This window comes from Gammaproteobacteria bacterium (assembly GCA_022450155.1).
Classification (GTDB): Bacteria; Pseudomonadota; Gammaproteobacteria; order Arenicellales; family UBA868; genus REDSEA-S09-B13.
Window position 1 is genome coordinate 29,687 of record JAKUQR010000021.1, and the last position, 19,314, is coordinate 49,000.

General features: G+C 52.1%; 19 protein-coding genes and 1 pseudogene. 9 read left to right on the forward strand and 11 right to left on the reverse strand.

Features of this window, described 5'->3' with window-relative positions; genetic code table 11:
* Positions 1-236: 236 nt before the first annotated feature.
* The gene (locus MK323_11455; protein MCH2482770.1) at positions 237-686 is read left to right on the forward strand and encodes a nucleoside deaminase; all 450 of its coding nucleotides are present in this window, start codon (positions 237-239) and stop codon (positions 684-686) included.
* A 177-nt stretch (positions 687-863) separates the two neighbouring features.
* Here the strand turns inward: MK323_11455 and MK323_11460 are convergent, their stop codons facing one another.
* Entirely contained in the window at positions 864-1,394 is a 531-nt protein-coding gene (locus tag MK323_11460; GenBank protein ID MCH2482771.1) for a class I SAM-dependent methyltransferase, read from the reverse strand.
* A gap of 833 nt (positions 1,395-2,227) precedes the next feature.
* Entirely contained in the window at positions 2,228-3,076 is an 849-nt protein-coding gene (locus MK323_11465) for an LLM class F420-dependent oxidoreductase (GenBank protein MCH2482772.1), read from the reverse strand.
* Between the two features lie 567 nt (positions 3,077-3,643).
* On the opposite strand from MK323_11465, the gene MK323_11470 reads away from it, so the two are divergent.
* Positions 3,644-4,471, forward strand: a complete 828-nt coding sequence (locus MK323_11470; GenBank protein ID MCH2482773.1) for an ectoine synthase — start codon at positions 3,644-3,646, stop codon at positions 4,469-4,471.
* 15 nt (positions 4,472-4,486) lie between these two features.
* Here the strand turns inward: MK323_11470 and MK323_11475 are convergent, their stop codons facing one another.
* Positions 4,487-4,852 carry a hypothetical protein gene (locus tag MK323_11475; protein ID MCH2482774.1) on the reverse strand — a complete coding sequence of 122 codons (366 nt, stop codon included), beginning with the start codon at positions 4,850-4,852 and terminating at the stop codon, positions 4,487-4,489.
* A gap of 323 nt (positions 4,853-5,175) precedes the next feature.
* Between MK323_11475 and alr the strand changes: the two genes are divergently transcribed.
* Complete coding sequence (gene alr, locus MK323_11480; GenBank protein ID MCH2482775.1) at positions 5,176-6,294, forward strand: alanine racemase; 1,119 nt, start codon at positions 5,176-5,178, stop codon at positions 6,292-6,294.
* Positions 6,295-6,369: 75 nt separating this feature from the next.
* Positions 6,370-6,507, forward strand: a complete 138-nt coding sequence (locus MK323_11485) for a hypothetical protein (protein ID MCH2482776.1) — start codon at positions 6,370-6,372, stop codon at positions 6,505-6,507.
* A 63-nt stretch (positions 6,508-6,570) separates the two neighbouring features.
* On the opposite strand, the gene MK323_11490 is transcribed toward MK323_11485, so the two are convergent.
* From MK323_11490 to MK323_11515, 6 genes are all read right to left on the reverse strand, one after another.
* Entirely contained in the window at positions 6,571-7,569 is a 999-nt protein-coding gene (locus tag MK323_11490; GenBank protein ID MCH2482777.1) for a mandelate racemase/muconate lactonizing enzyme family protein, read from the reverse strand.
* A gap of 673 nt (positions 7,570-8,242) precedes the next feature.
* Complete coding sequence (locus MK323_11495) at positions 8,243-9,928, reverse strand: Mur ligase (protein ID MCH2482778.1); 1,686 nt, start codon at positions 9,926-9,928, stop codon at positions 8,243-8,245.
* A gap of 26 nt (positions 9,929-9,954) precedes the next feature.
* The gene (cphA, locus tag MK323_11500) at positions 9,955-12,741 is read right to left on the reverse strand and encodes a cyanophycin synthetase (GenBank protein MCH2482779.1); all 2,787 of its coding nucleotides are present in this window, start codon (positions 12,739-12,741) and stop codon (positions 9,955-9,957) included.
* Between the two features lie 16 nt (positions 12,742-12,757).
* Positions 12,758-13,588, reverse strand: coding sequence for a cyanophycinase (locus tag MK323_11505; protein MCH2482780.1), 831 nt, complete (start codon positions 13,586-13,588; stop codon positions 12,758-12,760).
* A 58-nt stretch (positions 13,589-13,646) separates the two neighbouring features.
* Positions 13,647-13,961 carry a hypothetical protein gene (locus tag MK323_11510; GenBank protein MCH2482781.1) on the reverse strand — a complete coding sequence of 105 codons (315 nt, stop codon included), beginning with the start codon at positions 13,959-13,961 and terminating at the stop codon, positions 13,647-13,649.
* Between the two features lie 268 nt (positions 13,962-14,229).
* Positions 14,230-14,667, reverse strand: coding sequence for a DUF1127 domain-containing protein (locus tag MK323_11515; protein ID MCH2482782.1), 438 nt, complete (start codon positions 14,665-14,667; stop codon positions 14,230-14,232).
* A gap of 650 nt (positions 14,668-15,317) precedes the next feature.
* On the opposite strand from MK323_11515, the gene MK323_11520 reads away from it, so the two are divergent.
* The 3 genes from MK323_11520 to MK323_11530 all read left to right on the forward strand — a co-directional run bounded on the left by MK323_11520 (position 15,318) and on the right by MK323_11530 (position 16,627).
* Positions 15,318-15,710, forward strand: a complete 393-nt coding sequence (locus tag MK323_11520) for a DUF411 domain-containing protein (protein MCH2482783.1) — start codon at positions 15,318-15,320, stop codon at positions 15,708-15,710.
* 93 nt (positions 15,711-15,803) lie between these two features.
* Positions 15,804-16,265, forward strand: a complete 462-nt coding sequence (locus MK323_11525) for a GFA family protein (protein MCH2482784.1) — start codon at positions 15,804-15,806, stop codon at positions 16,263-16,265.
* A 110-nt stretch (positions 16,266-16,375) separates the two neighbouring features.
* Positions 16,376-16,627, forward strand: coding sequence for an accessory factor UbiK family protein (locus tag MK323_11530; protein MCH2482785.1), 252 nt, complete (start codon positions 16,376-16,378; stop codon positions 16,625-16,627).
* Positions 16,628-16,682: 55 nt separating this feature from the next.
* Here the strand turns inward: MK323_11530 and MK323_11535 are convergent.
* Positions 16,683-16,829, reverse strand: a pseudogene (locus MK323_11535) (tyrosine-type recombinase/integrase).
* Between the two features lie 143 nt (positions 16,830-16,972).
* Between MK323_11535 and MK323_11540 the strand changes: the two are divergent.
* Both MK323_11540 and MK323_11545 read left to right on the forward strand, forming a co-directional pair.
* The gene (locus MK323_11540) at positions 16,973-17,578 is read left to right on the forward strand and encodes an urea carboxylase-associated family protein (protein ID MCH2482786.1); all 606 of its coding nucleotides are present in this window, start codon (positions 16,973-16,975) and stop codon (positions 17,576-17,578) included.
* Between the two features lie 118 nt (positions 17,579-17,696).
* Complete coding sequence (locus MK323_11545; protein ID MCH2482787.1) at positions 17,697-18,320, forward strand: class I SAM-dependent methyltransferase; 624 nt, start codon at positions 17,697-17,699, stop codon at positions 18,318-18,320.
* Positions 18,321-18,896: 576 nt separating this feature from the next.
* Here the strand turns inward: MK323_11545 and MK323_11550 are convergent.
* Positions 18,897-19,166 (reverse strand): ester cyclase, encoded by a 270-nt coding sequence (locus MK323_11550; GenBank protein MCH2482788.1) that lies wholly within the window; start codon positions 19,164-19,166, stop codon positions 18,897-18,899.
* Positions 19,167-19,314 lie beyond the last annotated feature (148 nt).

Genomic DNA, 19,314 nt, shown 5'->3' on the forward strand with positions numbered 1-19,314 from the left:
GCTGCAGCGTCAACGACATGTGATTTGCGGGGTATTGATCAATTCATAGTCATGTGTGCGCAAGAGGGTGCCACCTGCCCTGCGGGTAGCAGTGGGCCGCCATGGTGGAAAGCTACAACGGCTTTAAAATCGATTAAACCGATAGGCGCCGGCGGTATGCCAGGGAAATTGTATGCCATGGCGTGGTGTGAATAGATAAACTAGAAATGCTGTGATAAGGGCAGAGTTAGTAGTGTATGGCTGATCACGAACATTACATGCGCATCGCGTTAGAGGAGGCGGAGCGAGGAGCAGCGGAAGGGAATGCTGCCGTGGGCTCGATTTTGGTCGGAGTGGAAAGGGTGGTGGCGCGCGGTCGCAATCTTGTGACTTCCACCTCCGATCCGACCGCTCATGCGGAAACGGTGGCGTTGCGTCATGCCGGCGAGCAGCTCGGTCATACTGATTTTTCGAAATTGACACTCTATACGACCTTTGAACCGTGCCCCATGTGTTGCGGTGCAATTTTGGCCAGCGGCGTGCACACATTAGTCATGGGCGCGCGTCATGATTTGACGAAAAGTCGTTGGGGAGCGTACACGGTAGAAACATTACTCGAGCTGACAAACAGAGCGGATCAGCTAATTGTAATTACCGGCATCTTAACGCAGGCATGTGCCGATGTTAGAAAGCTTGAAACAGAATGATGGCAGAAAGGTTTACAGTTTTAGTGGGATGTTGGGAATGAGAGGATAGATTTACGTTGCTACGATGACCAATGCTGTAACTAATGCCTTAGGGAATCGGGCAACAGCAGCCTATGAAGTTCCTGCTGTAACTACACCAACTGTAAGTATCGGCCTAAATGAGCTTCTCAGCACCCACTAACTGGCGACATACACTTGCGTGTGCCACATCGGTGAGTCGCGGTCGAAGACACGCTTAAATCCACCCGCCTCGATAGATTCCTGGACGAGTCGAGGCTCATGCATGAAGCTGCGAAAGTCCGAGCGAAACAACCAAAAGCCAAAGTTCCAAATCTTATTGTAGATTTCGCCGAGCAAGTGCTTTCTCGGATAGGTAAGTGCGATAACGCGGCTGGTACAATCGAGAGTCGCGCGAATCAATTCCTTGGGGTCGGGATAGCAGCAAACCACTTTGTCCAAAACCGTTACGTCCACGCTGTCCAGCGACTCACTCATCTCGACGAAATCACCAAGCCGGTACTGCGTGCGCTGCTCTAATTCGTGCTCCTTGGCGCGGCTCTCGGCAAGTTGCAACATGCGCGGTGCGAGGTCGATGCCGGTGGCAGTCGAAGCCCCCTTCTCCAACAACGTTTGGTGTAAAGCGCCCACACCGCAGCCTACTTCTAACAAGGTTAGACCATCGAGCCCCATCGATTCGAGTTCGCGCACAAGTTGCAGTTGGTTGTCATCGAGCCCTTTGCGTCGGTATCGGCGCTCATAATGCTTCGACATCCAACCGAAGCACGTTTGAGCAGCGCCTATATGTCGTGAGCAACAGTTTATGCAGCCCTCCCGAATTTGGGCCATAGACTTGCACAGCAGGATACCACGCCCGGAAATGGGCTGTTCCAACCAACGCCTGCGCTCCTAACGAGCTGCGAGCGAGGCTATACGAGGATTTTGGGGATATACACAGCGTTGGATTTAAGAGTTGGTGGAGAACAAGGAATTTGGACCTGAGACTCCACGACTCAGACGACCAATGCTCCACGATTCAGATTTCTAAGGCTCCACAGCCCATATTATGGCCAGTATTACTACGAAAGCTACGAATACGAATCCCGCACCACCGCCTATCCCTAGCACCCTTAAAACTGCGCTGCGTTTACACTTCGGATTCTTGTCTTCTGGCATAGCAGGAATCTAGCAGAACATCTCATTAGCAGGTGGTTAACCAGTTAACTCCATAAAGTCGCTAACTGGCGCACATCTTTACTCTGTTAGAAGTTAACTTTTAACGGTATTAATGATGTCCTATCCGCGCACCCTCACGCCTCAATATTCTTAGCCCTTCACCCAATTACCGTTTCCGTCGTCTCCCTGACATAACTGGTGCTATTGTCCAACCCTGCTTGTAGATTGGGTCATCAGGTTTAGCCCAGCCACCGCTGACACGGCTCGCCTTGGCAACCTCTTCACCAGTATCCTCTGGTTGCGAGTCTGAATTCGGCGGTCTACCCGAAACTCTGGTTGTAATCGTCCAACCTCGCACTATTAACGACTTAATTCATAAACGCAGTGTATTTGTCGAGCAGCGGTAAGACGACGTCGGCGCCCTCGGAAGGCAACGGCAAGATTCCCCGCAGTGCGCCGAGATCGGAATGGGCCTTCAGGTCCTCCGCGTTAGCCCCCCGCGCATAGTACATGCTCAACGCAATACTTGCAGGATCACGACCAATTTTGACGCACGCATCCCTAATCTTGGTAAGCCCAGAGTCGATGCTATGCGCGCCGCCCAAAGGCAGCCAACCGTCACAGAACTCAGCAATGTGCGCCGCAGTTTTCGGCCCCACCGAGCCGCCCATCAGAATCGGCGGATGCGGTCGCTGCGTCGGCTTTGGCCAGGCCCAGCTTTTCTCGAACTCTATGTGTTCTCCTTGGTAGCTTGCCTCATCCTGCGTCCACAGTTCCTTCATCAATAGAACTTTTTCGCGTAGCAGCTCGCGTCGCTGGTTAAAGACAACACCATGATTGCGCATTTCTTCGACGCACCAGCCGTAACCAACACCCAATTCAAATCGACCGTTGGAAATCATGTCCACGCTCGCCACCTCTTTGGCCAGCCAGATGGGATCGCGTTGCGCAACAAGGGTAATACCTGTACCGAGACGAATTTTCTCAGTCACGGCGGCGCAGGCTGCGAGTCCGACAAACTGATCGTGTGCACGCCAATAAATTTCCGGAAGCGGTGGCGCACCCTTTCTGCCACCCCAAGGCGTCTCGCGACTGACGGGGATGTGACTGTGTTCGGGAAACCAGAGCGAATCGAATCCGCGCGCTTCAACTTCCTTTGCAAGCTGAATCGGCTGAATTGACTTGTCCGTTGGGAAGATCATGACTCCAATTTTCACGACATGCCTCCTTGTGCTGGGGCAGCTGGTTTTGATGCAACAAACGCAAACAGAGCAATGATCACGCTCAGTTGCTCAAACGATAACAGGATCGAATTCCTACAAGCGACATGCGATCCTACAGCGTGCCAGATAATTGTCAACGATGAAGCGCCGTTTGTGTCGCGCCTGGAGTCCTTGACGCTGAAGCTACCAGCCAGAGGTATTTACTCGCCGTCAGCGTTCCAGTAGGCACGAATAAACCGATAGATAAAAATGCCACAGTACACCACTGCTGCGCAGATCAAGATGCCGAAAACGGTTAACCAAATGACCCCCGCTACGTCCATTTAGTCAGTCCTCTGCCGATTTCTCTTGTAGCCAACGAAGACCTTTGAACACAAATACCTTCCAGATAACCCAGACTATAACCAGAATGAGCAGTGGGAAAGTGAGCCAGAATGATTCCATTACCAGCCGTCAGTCCATTCGCCTGTCACTATTTGTAACGTAAGCTATAACCTTAACCCAATCTCTCCACCAAATTCTCTGCTCTTATTATCTGCAACGACAACAAAGGAGGCAGTCATGTTCATACGCTCGCTTAAAGATGTAAAGGACACCGACCGTTACAAGGTTATGCCGAGAAGCGCTACATACACAGCGCGGTATCTGACCGCCGCTGATGGCATGGGTTTTTCATTGCACGTAAACCGGGGCGAAGCTATCCCACCCACGCAACTCTGGTACAAGAACCATTGGGAAGCCAACTACCTAATTGGGGGTGTGATCAAGGTGACAGACATGACTAGTGGGCAGGAATGGGTGCTTGAGTCCGGTGATCTTTACCAGGTTGGTCCGAACGACCGGCATCTGTACGAAGTGCTGGAAGACGAACACCACTTAAGCATTTTCTGTCCTTCGCTACGGGGCGACGAAACCCATGATGAGGATGGCGCCTATTCCGCAAGTGGTCCGGTGCCGGTTACCGAGCAACGTATGTTCGTCAGACACATTGAACAGATGCGGGAAGCCGGTCGGGAAATGCTGGTTGCTAACGGCCAGGCACGGGTAGTTCGCGCGCTAACCAAATCTGACGGCCTGGGTTTTAGCTTTTCCGATGTCAATTTTGCCGCCGGCGCAACAACTAAGCTGTGGTACAAACACCATTGGGAAACCAACTACATCGTTTCGGGTACCGGCCAGGTTGAAGATCTGACAACCGGCGAATCCTGGAAGCTCGAACCCGATATGACCTACAACGTCGGCCCAAAAGACCGGCACCAGTTGAGCGCGGAAACTGACCTGCACCTGGCCAGTGTTTTTTGTCCACCGCTCGAAGGAACTGAGCAACACGATTCGGATGGCGCGCTTGAACCCAGCGGACCAGTTCCACCAGGACCTCCTGGTTACTGAAATTTTCTGCCAAAACTAAGCTGGTTCGTCCCAAATCTCGGTAGCGGTATCTACCACAAGCTGAAGCTTTGCGATCTGGTCGGATTCAGTAAGTTCAGTTCCAAGATCGGCACTTGCGAATCCGCACTGTGGGCTAAGGCATAGTCTCTCTAGGGGAACGAACGCTGCTGCTGCTTCGATCTGCCGGCAGAGAGCAGATCGGGACTCCATTAGAGGCGTCTTGGTGCTTATCAGGCCGAGCACAACCAGTTTGTCTTTGGGTATAAATCGTAAGGGTTCAAACCCACCGGCACGCTCAGAATCATATTCTAGAAAGGATGCATCGACGTCTAGAGAATTGAAGATTGTTTCAGCGACATGCTCGTAGCTTCCGGAACCCATCCAATCTCCCTACCAAATCCTCTGCTCTTAGGTAGGTGTACTGCATCAACGAACGGGGCACACACAGGGCACAGTACCTTATTAAAATTCCGGGTAACCCTCTTCCATTTGGCTATCTAAAGAGGTAGTCTGAATCTACGGGAATAGGCTGTGTTTACAGATGTTTCTTCATGACAAAGTGCGCCCTTATGGCGTGCTTCTGTTCATGATGATGGCGGCTTGGAGGCACTCATAATGCCGGGGTCGGTGGTTGACATATCTTAAACGGGTGTTCAGGTTAGGGTTTCTATTTTCGGATCACTGACACCCACAATTACACCCCCATGAGTGATCACACAGAAAATCTGATGGTACTTGATCTGAAGGCGCTGGCTTCGAACCTTGACTATATCAAGCATCTAGCCGGACCTGAAAAGCAGGTGATCGTATCGATCAAGGCAAATGCTTATGGGCATGACGTAAGACTTGTCGCTGGCGCTCTTCAGGAAAAGCAAGTCGATATGCTGGCCACCGGAAATATTGAAGACGCCAGAGCTTTGCGCACATGCGGTGTAGACACACCGTTACTGCTTTTTGCCTATGCAACGGCAGAAAACACGATAGACGCCGCGAAGGACGGGTTTATTTCGACTATCCCTAATCTTGCGTCTGCGATTTCACTTAATGCGATCAGTCCTGTCCAGATACCCGTCTATCTAAAAATAGATTGCGGCCTGGGTCGACTAGGCGTCCCCCTAAGTAAGGCAAAGGAGTTCGTTACCAAGATATTCCAGCTGGAGAAACTCAAAGTTGAAGGGATCTATACCCATGTCCCCTTCCCTGAAGTTGCGTCTGGCGCCTGGGCCCAAGAAAAGCTGAATCAATTCGATGAGTTTATAGAAGCCCTCGAGTCCGATGGGTATTCAATACCTGTAACCCAAGCAATGGCCAGTTGTTGCGTATTGGCCGGGTTACGTGACGAATCCAGCGCCATATGTATCGGCCATGCCCTTTATGGGCTGTCACCATTCTCATCAGAACAAGCACCAACTTTCCGGCACCTGCGACCTGTTACCCACTCTGTCTCCAGCACGCTGATCCATATTGGCCACCACGAAAAGGGATCGGACATTGCAGCCGGTGGACTCTACGGAACAGCAAATGCCCACGTTGTTGGCGTATTGCCTTTAGGTGCGGCTATGGGTATGAGACCACCCGCCGACAACAAGGAGATGTTTGTGCTTGTGCGAGGCAAGAAATGCCCAGTAATGGCTGTATCCTTAGAACATATATCGATCAACTTAGACAATATTGAGAATGTGGCTATCGGAGATAAAGTAACCATAATCGGCCAAGACGGTGACGAATCGCTATCATTGGATGAACTGGCAGACGTTTGGCAAGTGACGCCACTTCAAGCGCTAATGAGCATCTCCGGAAAATTTTCAGTCAAATCGATATAGCAAATTCAGCCTTTGATAAGAGACAAGCGGAGTCAACAATGAATCGCCTACAAGGGAAAGTCGCAGTTATTACTGGTGCTGCAAGCGTCTTTTTTGGATTGTCTGGTTTTTGATGAATTTGAGGCGTGGGAGCGAGGCATGGTGGATGTGGATGTAGGAATGGGCGGCAAATTAACCTTTTCTATGAATTTTGTTGACCAGTTAACGGGCTAACTGACTTTTAGATTAATTCACGCCGTAGAATTTTGAAATTTACAAGAATGACACTTCTATTTGTCATTTGTACATTGCCTGAGGGTCGCCCAACATATCTGCATTGATCTCTAACCCAAGGCCCGGCCCGTCGTTGCATCGGACACGACCTCTATCCATAACCGGAGCGCCACTGGCGAGTGATTTGTCCACTTTTATTGTCGTTGCGACGAGCAGGAGGTGTTCAGGAATTGTGTGGGCAAGGTGGGTAGTTGCTGCGTAGGTGATTTCCGCTCCGCCCACCTCTTGAACAAACATCGCACATCCCGCTTTGAGACACAGGTCGCGCATTTGGCGGGTTTTGGTGATCCCGCCAATTCGCTCAATTTTTAGATTCACCGCCGAGACTTGCTTGAGGGTCAGGATACTGGAGAGAACACCCAGGTCATCAATACTCTCATCAAGAACAATCGGATGGTTGGTCCGTTTGCCCAGTTCAACACAGTCGGAAACCGTTTCGCATGGTTGCTCGATCATGACCCCGGGAGCATCTTGAATGCGGTGGATGTAGGTCATAGCTTCGTGCAGCAACCAGCCGCCATTCGCATCTGCCAATATGCGATCCCCCGGTTGTGCCTGCGCAGCAACCGCCAGTGTAAGTTCAGCGTCTGCGACCGGATCATCACCAACCTTGAGGGTCAGAACCTGAAATCCCTGCCTCCGTTTTGCTTCGATACCAGCGGCCAGATCACCTTCGGCTGCGTTGACGCTTGTTCTCACCAGCGGTGCCTTATTCGTCATTCCACCGAGCAGCGTGTAAAGTGGAAGGCCCGTGGTTTTGCCAAGGATATCCCAGCACGCGATATCAATTGCCGACTTGGCATAGATATGTCCGGTGAGCGTAGCGTCCATGAACCAGTTGATCGCATCGATCTCTAGTGGGTTCCGACCGATCAATAGTGGGCAGAGTTCCTCCAGAGCCGCAAGTGCTCCGCCGCCAAAGCCTTCAAGATAATTGAGACCGAATGGACAACTTTCGCCCCAACCGGTTACTCCTGTATCAGTGGTGATCTCTACGACCACATTGGCCGTTTGTGTGACAAGACGCCCGCGCCTTTTTTTTGGTTAGGTCGACGCAATAGAGCCTGATCTGTGAGATTTTCATTCCGTTTTTCTCATCATTAAAAAGGTTTCAACGCACATGTACAGGGTGTGGTTTCACCATATTAAACAAATAGCCGTCGTCGTTAAATGGAACGCGTCAGGCTGGAGGGATACAAATTTGCTTTTGGCCGATGCGACGTCTTACGCGATCAGTGTGACCATAATGTGACCGACAGGAGTTCTCTCCAGTCCATTTGAGTCACAATCAGTCACAGTCGCCCGGGATTGTTGTGCAATTCTGACGCTATTTGACCTAGATCATCTCTTCTAATGTGCTCTGGTCCAACCCTGACCAACTAAAGCCAGCACTTTAGACGGTAACTTTTTGACTGTTCTGACGATACCTTACTACAATTCAATACCTTATCGATCAGTGTGGAGTCTTCCAGACTTACCATCTTTTCAACGACTTACGTAGTCTGATTACCGGTTTTCTCTTCGACTGTGCCTAAAACGTACCTAACTGAAGTCCATTCCAGTCCCTTTCAGTTAATTCAGGACAAACAAATGCAGCGTTGAGGTGCTTGGATGTCTCTCTTAGAAATTCCGCTCAAGTGTCCGAAATACTCTGACAACATTCACAATCGGGCCGCTAGCGCGGAGACGACAGCGATTTCAGCTTGTCCTGTATCGCCTCCCTGTCGCTAAGAGCTAGCATGATGATCAGGTCGCCGGGCTGTGCCCAGTCGAGGGCGGCATCGAGAGACTCGGTTTCTTCCATAAAGTGCTGGATCTGGTCCTTTCTTGCGCCACAATTGATCAGCTCGTCGCGAATAATGCCGAACACTTCTCCTCTTGACCGGCCACGCGCGTAAGCCTCGAGTTCCGACACGACGACTTTATCAAGGCCAATTGACCAAGCGCTTCTCGCCAATTCACGAATGGACTCATCCGTTCGATCGCCCGCCTGAGCGAAAGCGAGTAGCCGGCGTTTGGCAGGCAATGCGTGCGCCATGTTGAACAGCGCCTTCATCGCGTGAGGGTTGTGTGCGAAATCCACGAGCACTTTGAAATCCGAAATCGAATAGACGTTGCTGCGGCCGGGATTGTTGTCCTGCGACATCGAGGTCAGTCCTTCATGGATATCCGACATTGGGATACCGAGACAGTGTGTTAACGCGGCTGCGGCCAGCGCATTGGCGATGTTGTGGCTCGCCACCCCATCGAGCGCGATCGGTATCTCTGCACTCTTGCAGATTTCTTCGATCGAATCGCCGTCGACGCGTAGCAAACTATCGCCATCCAGCACGAACGCCAAGCCGCCGTTCCTGGTGTGTTCTTTGACGGTGGGATTGTCCGGATTCAATGTGAACCACACTATCACTCCCGGAAATTCGGCTGATTTCGCAACAAGCAGTTCGTCGTCGGCGTTCAAGATGAGCGAGCCGGACGTTTCAACAGCACGACTGACGATCCACTTGACGTTCAGCAATTCACCAAGGTTCTGCGAGCCGAAATCGCCGAGATGATCTTCCGCAACATTGGTAATCAGTGCGGCATCTGCCTTCATTACACCCAAGCCGCGACGCAACAGCCCGCCTCTCGCTGTTTCCAGAATTCCTAAGTCGACATCCTGTTGACGCAATACGATTCTGGCACCACCGGGTCCTGACCAGTCGCCACGATCGATCACCCGATCATTCAACGCAATCCAGTCTGTCGAACTTAGACCGACGTTCTTGCCCGATGCACGCGCAATGTGTGTTGCAAGGCGCACCGTGCTCGTCTTGCCGTTGGTGCCGGTGATCAACCCGGCAGGTATGTCATGCAGGGAGTCCCAGTCGAGTTCGTCAGGCTCAGGTAGTTTTCGTACTGGCCAGGTTAGCGAGCCGGTGCCCTGACCAACCGATGCCTTGTCGTCATCGCTAAGAAATGTAACACCGTGCGCCTCGGCAGCGGCTTCGAGCTTCAGCAGCCCAGGGTTTTCCTCTTCGGCAATCACTGTGCGCATGCGCTTGACAGTCTCGTCGAAATCCGGGACATCCGCGCCGTTGAACTCACTGTCACAACATGCCCATGCCCACTCGTTGATCTCGGATGCAGCATACAGCGCGTCGACCGGCGCAGAGAAAGCCAGGCTTACGCCTGCGGACAGGCGCCAGCTGCAGGTGGATTCATCTGCCCAACCGACGGCATTGAGCATGCGGCGGATGTTGGTGTCCCAGAACGGGATAAGCTGATCGGCCTCCTCGTCACTGCAGCAAACATCGAGGATCGTGCCCGGCTTGTTCCACAACAAGCTCGGCCCGGTGAGTCTGCGGGCGTCAATGTACTCCATCGGCGTCGTGTGTGGCGGCTTGTGGGCTAGTCGCCGGCTTCCCGGGCTATACGAACGCCGCGCTCGTCACTGATGATTTCGAGGTTGTCGTCAAAATTGAAGTCTTCGGTGTCCGGCAGTTCGATGCTCACCGACGATCTCTTAGGTGCGTCCTCGACCAAAGCGCCGGAATTGAAATAGATAATCTGCTTCCAAGTGCGCTTGATAGCATCGGCAAGAACCAAAAGCAGATCGTCGGGCCCCGCTGCCTCGAGTGCCCGCGTCGTTGCCTCCTGTTCGTCTGGAATAACTTCGATCTGATCCGTCGAAACACCTTCCTCGAGCAGTTTGTTCTTGAGCATGACCGCGACTTCATCATCACCACGTCCGCGACGGTTGTCGTCGCAGCGGCAGATGAAATGATCGAAGTGTCCGGTAGCGATTTCGGCTATTTCTCTGATGTCTTCATCTCGCCGATCACCGGGAGCAGACAGCACCACGATGCGTTTTCCTTCAGGCTCGAAACGATCGACCAGATTGCACATTGCCCGAACGGCGGCGGGATTATGCGCGTAATCGAGAATGACCTTGAATGGATGTTCGTCATAAATATTCATGCGGCCCGGTGTTTGAAAAAACGTCGTGTCAAAGGTTCGGAGCCCGTGGCGGATATCCTCGAGCCCAATATCCATGTTGTAGGCGAGCGCAGCGGCAAACATCGCATTTTGCACATTGTGAATTGCCCGGCCTTCAATCGTTGCGGGAATCAGGTGTGTCCAAAGCAGTGGAATATGGCTTTCCTTATCGTAAATCGTGATCATGTGGCCATTCATGCCCTCTTCGAGCACGAAGGCCTGCCCACCGGCACGAATATGCTGTTTGACCAGCGAATGCCCGGGATTCATCGTCACATAGCAAAGCGTTGCCGCGTTGGTGTAGTCCGCCATTTGCAGGCAATGCGTATCGTCGGCATTGAGGACGGCCGCGTCCTTGGCGATCTCTATCGGGACACGTTTGATTTCGGCCAACTGCTCGAGCGTATTGATGCCCTTTAGGCCCAGATGATCTGCAGCAACATTGAGGCAGGCAGCGACGTTACACTCTTGGAATCCCAGCCCGCTGCGCAACATGCCGCCACGAGCCGTTTCCATGACGGCTGCGTCAACAGACGGATCCCGTAGAATTATCTTCGCCGATAGCGGGCCCGTCATGTCACCCGGAACTCTGAGTTGCCCGTCGATATAGATACCGTCTGTTGACGTCAGGCCGACGGTCAAGCCGCGCATCTTCAGAATGTGGGCAAGCATGCGTGACGTTGTCGTCTTTCCATTCGTGCCGGTCACTGCAGCAATCGGGATACGGCTGGGGGAGTCCGGTGGAAAGAGCATGTCGAGCACCGGGCCGGCTACGTCTCGTGGTGTGCCTTCACTCGGTGCAACATGCATTCGGAAACCGGGCCCCGCATTTACTTCGCATATGCCGCCGCCTGTTTCACGGTATGACTCGGTGATGTCTTTAGTGAGGAAATCGACGCCACCGATATCCAGGCCGATTGCTTTGATGGTGCGAATTGCCATCTCGCGATTGTCAGGATGAATGGTGTCTGTTACGTCGATCGCCGTACCGCCGGTTGACAGGTTCGCGGTCGATCGCAGATAAACAATCTCCCCGTCCTTTGGAACCGTATCGCGGTCGTAGCCCAGTTTTGCCAGCAGGCGCTCCGCCTGGTGGTCCAATTCCAGCCGTGTCAGCACCTTCTCATGACCAACGCCACGCCGCGGATCTTCATTAACGATTCCCACAAGCTGCTCGATCGATTGACTGCCATCGCCGACGACATGGCCCGGGACGCGCTTGGCTGCAGCAACGAGGTCGCCATTGACGACGAGCAGCCTGTGATCGTAGCCCTCGAGATAACTCTCCACGATGACGTTGCGATCGTGCTCTCTTGATTTATCAAACGCGACTTCAACTTCATCGTTCGTTTTCAGATTGATGGAGACGCCGCGCCCATGATTACCGGCGAGTGGTTTCAATACGACAGGAAAACCGATTTGCGCCGCCGCGCGTTTTGCGTCACTCGAGTTCTGCACTAGTCGCTGCTTCGGCACCGGCAATCCAAGATCGCGGAGAATATTGTTGGTTTCCTCTTTGTCCGATGCAAGTTCAACGGCGATATTGCTGGTGTTACCAGTCGTTGTCGCCTGGATGCGTTGCTGGTACTTGCCGTGACCGAATTGCACGAGGCTTTGCCGGTTCAGGCGAATCCAGGGTATGCCGCGCTCTTCTGCAGCACGTACCAGCGATGCGGTACTCGGACCAAATGCACGACTCTGCGCGTAGCGAATGAAGCTGTCCCGTTCTTCGGCGAATTCCCAATCGTCGCCGGGCGCATCGTCTAGTTTCAATTCGGCCGGCAGGAGGCTATGGAGCAACGCCAGAGACAACTGGCTCGCTTCGCGACCGACTGCATCGTCGTGGTATTGAAAGACCATGTCGTAGTGGCCGGGCTGGTCGTCGATCGAACGCGTACGGCCGAAAGTCACCGGATAGCCGGCAATATTCTGCAACTCGATCGCGACGTGCTCCATAACATGCCCGAGCCACGTGCCCTCGTCCTCCTTCAGTCGGCGCACGAACCCGCCGGGTTCCTTGTAGGAGCAGCCGTGTTCCTGCAACCCAGGTAGATATTGAAGTAACGGATCAATGAAGCCCGTACCCAGTCGGCCTGTCGGCCAGTCCTCCAGATCACCCAAATCGAGAACATGCCGGATTACCGGGAAGTGTGCATAAATATTAGGCCCAACATAGATGTTGGTACTGACGATTTTCATGGACCAGGTTCCATCGTTATTCTTTTGGCTCTACGAATGCTTCTCGGGAAGCAATCTCGAAGCGGCCGCCGGCTATCAGTATATGCAGCTTTACGTCGATCAGGCTAACAGGTTCGCCCTTTTGTGCACGGTCCATTGAAGAATAGCTAAGGTTGCTCGGATCGATGATCGTGATGCCGCCGCTGCCGACGACTTCGAGACAGTCGCCTGGCTTGATGAAAGCTGCCGTGTTTTCATCCAGCCCGATACCGACCGCAAACGGGTTGTAAGCGAGCGCCGTCAGAAGGCGTCCGAGCCTGTCTCTCTTGCGAAAATGCTGGTCGATGATGAAGCTGTTGGTCAGGCCGAGGCCAGGGGCCATCGTCACCATGTCCATCCTGGGCGTGTTGCCTTCGTCGCCACCCGCGATCATGTGTTCGGGCATGAATGCCGCACCCGCTGACGTTCCCGCGACGTGCATGCCGCCGGCATTTCGGCGCCGAATCATCTGTGCAACGGGTGTTCCGCCCAGCGTTGTCGACAGTCGCAGTTGGTTTCCGCCCGTCATAAAAACACCCTGGGCGCCCTCGATGTAATCGAGAAACTTCTGCGAGTGGCAGTCTTCGCGCATCTGCATCTGCAAGACACGTACATGCTTGATGCCGAGTTTGCGGAATAGCTTCTCGTAAGTCCGGCCCGTATCTTCGAGCTCGGACGCAGTGGGTATGATCGCAATGCGGGCCGACCTGCCGCCGCAAACTTCGACAAAGCTTTCCAGGATTTCCGGGTTGTGCAGTTTTTCCTCGGCGCCACCGATCGGGATGATGAAGCCACGCTCACCCTCGTCTGTGTGATTCGACGGACCCATTACTGTTTCATCCCGTTCTGCTCTTCGAACTGACCAAAGATTTGCTGATGGCGATCTTTCACGTGCCAGATCCAGCGATTATGACATCGAGAATATCGTGGGTCTCATCGAGCGCGATGACATCGGCGGCATTTCCCGCCCTGATTCTGCCTCTGTCGCGCAGGCGCAGAATGTTTGCGACGTTCGAAGTGAATGCAGGCAGTACCTGCTCCAGCGGTGTGTCTCTCGCCAGTAGATTCTTAAGCGTTAGCGGCAGACTTGCGGCCCGGCCGATGTCCATCTCCTCGACCTCGCCCTGTTCAGAGTATAGGAAGAATAAACACTCGTTCTGTTCTGAACAACCGCCAGGAATGGCCCTGTAAATGGGAGACATACCCAGGTTCTAACCCTCTTTTCTACACCCCGGCCGTGGATATCCCCGCGCCTTTTACTGCCGCCCTGCTCTGGTTGGGTGCGAGACCGATTTAGTTCAGCGTCTGCAGAATTTCCCCTAATGTAAAAGCCCCGCCGAGGTGCGGTGAAATTGCACGGAGGAAGAACGTTGGTGTATTTTAAGTTTAAAACTCAACTCACCTTCATGTATTAGATTTGTGGCAATCAGAGTGAGGGATTATTCGCAGAATTTCGAACAGACCAAGCAATCAATACGGCCAGCCAGAACGACGAATCTCACTCAGCTCGTCAGTCCTGATCCGACCGGACGCAACGACCGAGATATCCCCGGCTGTCAGGCCGATGTCCTTAAGTAGCTCAGGCGAAAGGCGGGACAGCTCAGCAACCGCAAGACCAGTCTGGTGATTAGATTTCAGTCGACGCCACAAGGATCGGGCCAGGCTGGGTACGGTTGAGGACAGGAATCGCTTGATTCCGCGACCCATCGCACTGAAAGATTGCGCGAAGGCTTCGGCCTGCAGTTTTTTCCCCATCTGAACAGCCGAATGGTAGTCCAGATAAGCAAATTCTTTGCCATCTAAGACTGTGAGAACGGGTTTTTCACGGTTTCGGGGGATATAGACGTCATCATTAGCCGCCAGCCAATCGGAGACGATTGGATCGGTGTTGGGAGGCGTTTTAGCCATGTTAATATACCTATACAATAATTAATTGGTGTTCAACTTTTCAGGCTGTAATTTAGGTATGATTCACTTTACTTGCAAACGATAATAAATTGAATCTAGTTTAGATAAACTAATGTCTAATCGATCCCCGGCTATCGTTACTTCCAGTTAGGGCGCTGGAAGCTATCAGATCTGCCCGCCTGTCCGTGTTGTCAGGGCCACGAGGTCAACAACCACCGATCCGATTACGGGCCCCGGCGGTTTGCGCAGGAGCGCAATTCTTCGTGGCTACGCTTAACCTTGCCCCAGCCACACTGAGATTGTTCGAGCTAGGCTCGACTTGCGTCGTCTAATCACTGGTCTTCATCTTTGACTGTACCTAAACTGCATCGTCATTACGGATGAAGTTGCTAGCATGACAGTATGACCAGCCCCTTGTTGTCGCTGACCAGTCATGAATGGGAGAGCCTTTGTGACGGCTGTGGCCGTTGTTGCCTGGTTAAACTCGAGGATGAGGAAACCGGGGAGTTGCACTACACCAGTGTTGCCTGCCTGTAACAGGAATAAGATAACGGTCTTTCGATTCCAGTTGGATTTAATTACCAAGCAAAACAATGAAGATACAAATAAGGTATTACTCAATCGTTCTGGTAATGGTTTTCGCGTTTGTAATGAACCCGGCGTTCTCGGTCGAACCCACTATTACTGTATGGAAGTCGGCGAGTTGTGGTTGTTGCCAGCGATGGGTCGATTATCTGCAGGACGATGGATTTGAAGTAACAGCTCACAATGTTGACGATGTTGTTTCAATAAAGCAGAAGTTGGGAATTACCAATCCGGCGCTATATTCTTGCCATACGGCCAAGGTGGGCGGCTATATCATTGAGGGTCATGTCCCCGCATCAGATATTCGCCGACTATTGGATGAGCGCCCAAAATTGATGGGGCTTGCTGCACCGGGTATGCCGCAGATGTCCCCCGGCATGTTGAGTATCGAACCCAAAGGCTACGATGTTTTGCAATTTAATACGAAACAGGAAACCAGCGTGTTCTCCAGTTACTAGTAGTGAAGATTAATCAGCGTAACAGTCTGGTTGTCTCCCTGTAACAAGAATAGGATAGCGGTATAGGGTTTTGACTAGTAAAGGCGGACAAAAATGAAGATCCAGAAAAGGAAAGGCGGCTGTCAATGCGGGGTAATTTCGTATGAATTGTTGGGTCCACCTATCACTTTATATCGTTGCCATTGCACTGATTGTCAAACCGCATCGGGTTCAGCATTTGGTATGAGCATGTGGGTGAAGAAAGATGATTTCAAACTCACTTCTGGCATTCTCAAATCATTCGTTAGAATTGCAGACAGTAATGCCAAGGTAGAGAGTTTCTTCTGTGGTTCTTGTGGCGTAAGGATCTATGCCAAAGCAGCGGTATTAGATTCCGAACACATAGTTTTGAAGCCGGGTACGCTTCAAGATACTGACGATCTACGTCCTTCTGCAGATATCTGGATTGAAAGCAAGCAAGAGTGGTTTGAGCTACCAACAGATACCAAGCATTTTCAAGGGCAACCACTTCCTGAGGAGTTAATTGGAAGTTATGAAGAAGTAAAACTTTCCTAACCCAATCTCCCCAATGAAGTCCGTAAAGGGCGGATCAATGGGTGGTCCGATCGTGGCTACTTAATTAGGTATATCCTGTTATTCTAGATTTAGACTGGAGGTCAGAAATTATGGCGATTGGTAAATTCACGACAGCCGTTCAAGCCGCTAAAGCAATTAAAAGCATGTTGCCTGACAGTTTTTATGAGAACATGAAGAAATATGTTGAAACCCAAGTCCAGTCCGTAATTGGGAAAATGAACCTCGTGGGCCGGGAAGAATACGAGGAGCAGAACAAACAGTTACGTCAACTGCGCGAGAAAATCGAAACATTAGAACAGTCAGCCGCAAAACCCCAACAACAAACCGAGAACAAAACCTAGATAATTCCGTAATAATGAACAGCAATTTACGGTACTAGTGGGGTGTGGGCAGCAACTAATCCAGCCTCTCCACCAAATCCTCTGCTCTTAAATGCGTATAGCGCATCAGCATCTTGATGTCTTTGTGTCCGGTAATGGTTGCTACTTCTACTGGGTTTAAGCCTTTCTCAAAGAATCGTGATGTGGCTTCATGGCGATATTCAAGGCACTACGCCGGTCTATGATGGAGATTGCCAGCCACAGGAGAACAGCGCATCCTATCTTCTGGTCACCTTTTGTAGTGGTCGGTAACAGTCGTTAGTCTTGGCAACCATCCATACGTCACAGCGAAAGAGAGGTCAGCACATGGAAACACTGGTTATTCCAGCGGGCGAAGGCCGCGCGTTTCACCTTAGTGAGGGTCAGGGTCTGCGCATCATCACCCCTAAGGGCCAGCAGTCCGCCGACTTCTTTGCCTTTTGCGCCGACGACATCAGCGAGTGGTTATCACCCCCCCATACCTGGATGCCGACACGCGCGCTACACCCTCGGGTCGGCGACACTTTTCTAAGTCGCTTCCGCCAGCCGATGCTTGATTTTGTCGAGGACGGGGCCGATGGCATCCACGACCTGATCATCGCCCCCTGCGATGCCATTCGCTACAAGCAGTTCGGCGTCGAGGGTCATCACAGGAGCTGCGCTGAGAACCTCGAAATAGCGATGGGTGAACTGGGTCATGAGGTCATCGTGACCCCCCTCGCAGTAAATTTCTTCACCAACACAACGGTGGAGGACGGCTTCATGTTCAATACACCGGCTGCACCCGTGGTCAAGCCGGGTGGCTATGTCGTGCTGAAGGCACGCATGGGCCTCATCTGCGCCGTCTCCTCTTGCCCCTACGACCTGGTAGGGCCTGGTTGGGCGATCAACGCGCCCGATGGACCAACGGAGATCGTCGTTGAACTGCTCTGAGTGTTTCGGTACCGAGCCAAATGATTGCCGCCCGGGTTCTGGCCGACAAACCGTGCGACCCCGATAATAGGCGTGTACGGTTCTGCAAAATCCCCTGTCCATCTAAAAGGAAAAGTTCATGCCCAAAACGAACGTTTCTCACTCCTACCAGGCAACCAGCCTGGAAGAACAGCAGGCGGCCTATGACCGGTGGGCCAAGGAATATGAGTTTGACCTTTGCGCCATGGGTTATCGGATACCCGCGGTGATTGCTGCCGTCTTTACACGATTCGTTGCGTCGGGTACGGCACCGATTCTCGATGCCGGGTGCGGGGGTGGTATCCAGAGCGAAGCACTTGCCATGCTGGGCTATGGGCCGATGACGGGTATCGATCTATCCGAAGGGATGCTCCACATTGCCCGTGATAAAGGGATCTATGCAGAACTACATCAGATGACACTCGGCGAACGACTGAGGTTTAGTGACGATACGTTTGCTGCTGTGCTGTCGAGCGGAACGATCACTCCGAAACATGCGCCGGCCCACAGTTTTGATGAACTGATTAGGGTGGCAATGCCGGGTGCATCCATTGTTTTCAGTTTGCGTGATGACCCTACTCAGGAGCCCGCCTACCCAGAAGCACTGTTGCGCCTGACGGCATCAGGCGCTTGGCGCGAGACCTTTGTGACAGAAAGTTTTAAAAGTATGCCTTATGGGGAACCCGAGATATCCCATCGAGTTCATGTCTACGAGGTAAGCTGAGTAGGTTTTGGATCGGCTCTGCTAGATCAAGATGTGATTTCCAAGGACCTGGCAAGTACGGGAGGTGGTACTCAGAATCTTTCGGGTCCCCGGGTTCATGTACGGGGCTCGATACAGTTGCCACTGAATTTGGAGCGCAAGGACTTGAGTTGGACGCTTGTTTGCTCGCTTGGGGAACTGACTTCATTCGTCGTGACGGCCGTTGGAGTACAGAGTTTGCTGCTGGTTATAGGGAATCCAGCAGAGTTGTAATTCCAGCAAGCCTTCGTATGAACTCATATCGAGTGTTATTAACCCGTGGCAGGGATGCCTGCGTCGTATTCATTCCTCCAATACCTGACAAGACTAGAGAAACATTCAAATATCTAAAGGACTGCGGATTTTCTGAATTGAGGGAACAGTAACATTACGAAAGTCGAAGATTCTGTAAAATTTCTCAGTGACTCCCTACATGTACAAAGCCCCCCAGAAACTGATATACAACAACCAGTTCACTCATACCGTGTTGGGCCCCGATACCAAAGGCGGGGCCACCGGGCTATCTCTGAAAAGACAGCTAAGTAAAATTATCGCCACTTAGCCTGCTAATCCCAATTGAGACAGCATTGTCATCATGTCCAAGTAATTTTTCACAGACTTGACCTTGCCGTCTTGGAATTCCCAGATCAGCACGTTCTTCAGGTTGACGCTTTTGCCAGTTGGCGGAATGGTGCTTCCATCAGGTGCCACAAGATTTCCTGTGTTAGTGCTAGTCCAGGAACACTCTTCAACTAGGACATCTCCGGCATCAATCCTGTTCTCACATTTTCCAACCATATCAGGAAAACCAGTTTTCCAACCCTGCACATACGCCAGTACTTCGTCAGAACCAACGGATTTGCTTCTCCATTTGAGAGTTTAGTTTGGGGCCTGCGACTACCTGATTAAAAGTCAGATGCTCTAAATCGAGGGCCCTTTCGACACAAACAGTGTAACCAGAATGTGACCGACAAGA

Excerpts from the sequence above, each read along its gene's own strand:
- MK323_11455 (MCH2482770.1), top strand. The coding sequence starts at position 237 with ATGGCTGATCACGAACATTACATGCGCATCGCGTTAGAGGAGGCGGAG.
- MK323_11470 (MCH2482773.1), top strand. The coding sequence starts at position 3,644 with ATGTTCATACGCTCGCTTAAAGATGTAAAGGACACCGACCGTTACAAG.
- MK323_11475 (MCH2482774.1), bottom strand. The coding sequence starts at position 4,852 with ATGGGTTCCGGAAGCTACGAGCATGTCGCTGAAACAATCTTCAATTCT.
- alr (MCH2482775.1), top strand. The coding sequence starts at position 5,176 with ATGAGTGATCACACAGAAAATCTGATGGTACTTGATCTGAAGGCGCTG.
- MK323_11495 (MCH2482778.1), bottom strand. The coding sequence starts at position 9,928 with ATGGAGTACATTGACGCCCGCAGACTCACCGGGCCGAGCTTGTTGTGG.
- cphA (MCH2482779.1), bottom strand. The coding sequence starts at position 12,741 with ATGAAAATCGTCAGTACCAACATCTATGTTGGGCCTAATATTTATGCA.
- MK323_11505 (MCH2482780.1), bottom strand. The coding sequence starts at position 13,588 with ATGGGTCCGTCGAATCACACAGACGAGGGTGAGCGTGGCTTCATCATC.
- MK323_11510 (MCH2482781.1), bottom strand. The coding sequence starts at position 13,961 with ATGTCTCCCATTTACAGGGCCATTCCTGGCGGTTGTTCAGAACAGAAC.
- MK323_11515 (MCH2482782.1), bottom strand. The coding sequence starts at position 14,667 with ATGGCTAAAACGCCTCCCAACACCGATCCAATCGTCTCCGATTGGCTG.
- MK323_11520 (MCH2482783.1), top strand. The coding sequence starts at position 15,318 with ATGAACCCGGCGTTCTCGGTCGAACCCACTATTACTGTATGGAAGTCG.
- MK323_11525 (MCH2482784.1), top strand. The coding sequence starts at position 15,804 with ATGAAGATCCAGAAAAGGAAAGGCGGCTGTCAATGCGGGGTAATTTCG.
- MK323_11530 (MCH2482785.1), top strand. The coding sequence starts at position 16,376 with ATGGCGATTGGTAAATTCACGACAGCCGTTCAAGCCGCTAAAGCAATT.
- MK323_11540 (MCH2482786.1), top strand. The coding sequence starts at position 16,973 with ATGGAAACACTGGTTATTCCAGCGGGCGAAGGCCGCGCGTTTCACCTT.
- MK323_11545 (MCH2482787.1), top strand. The coding sequence starts at position 17,697 with ATGCCCAAAACGAACGTTTCTCACTCCTACCAGGCAACCAGCCTGGAA.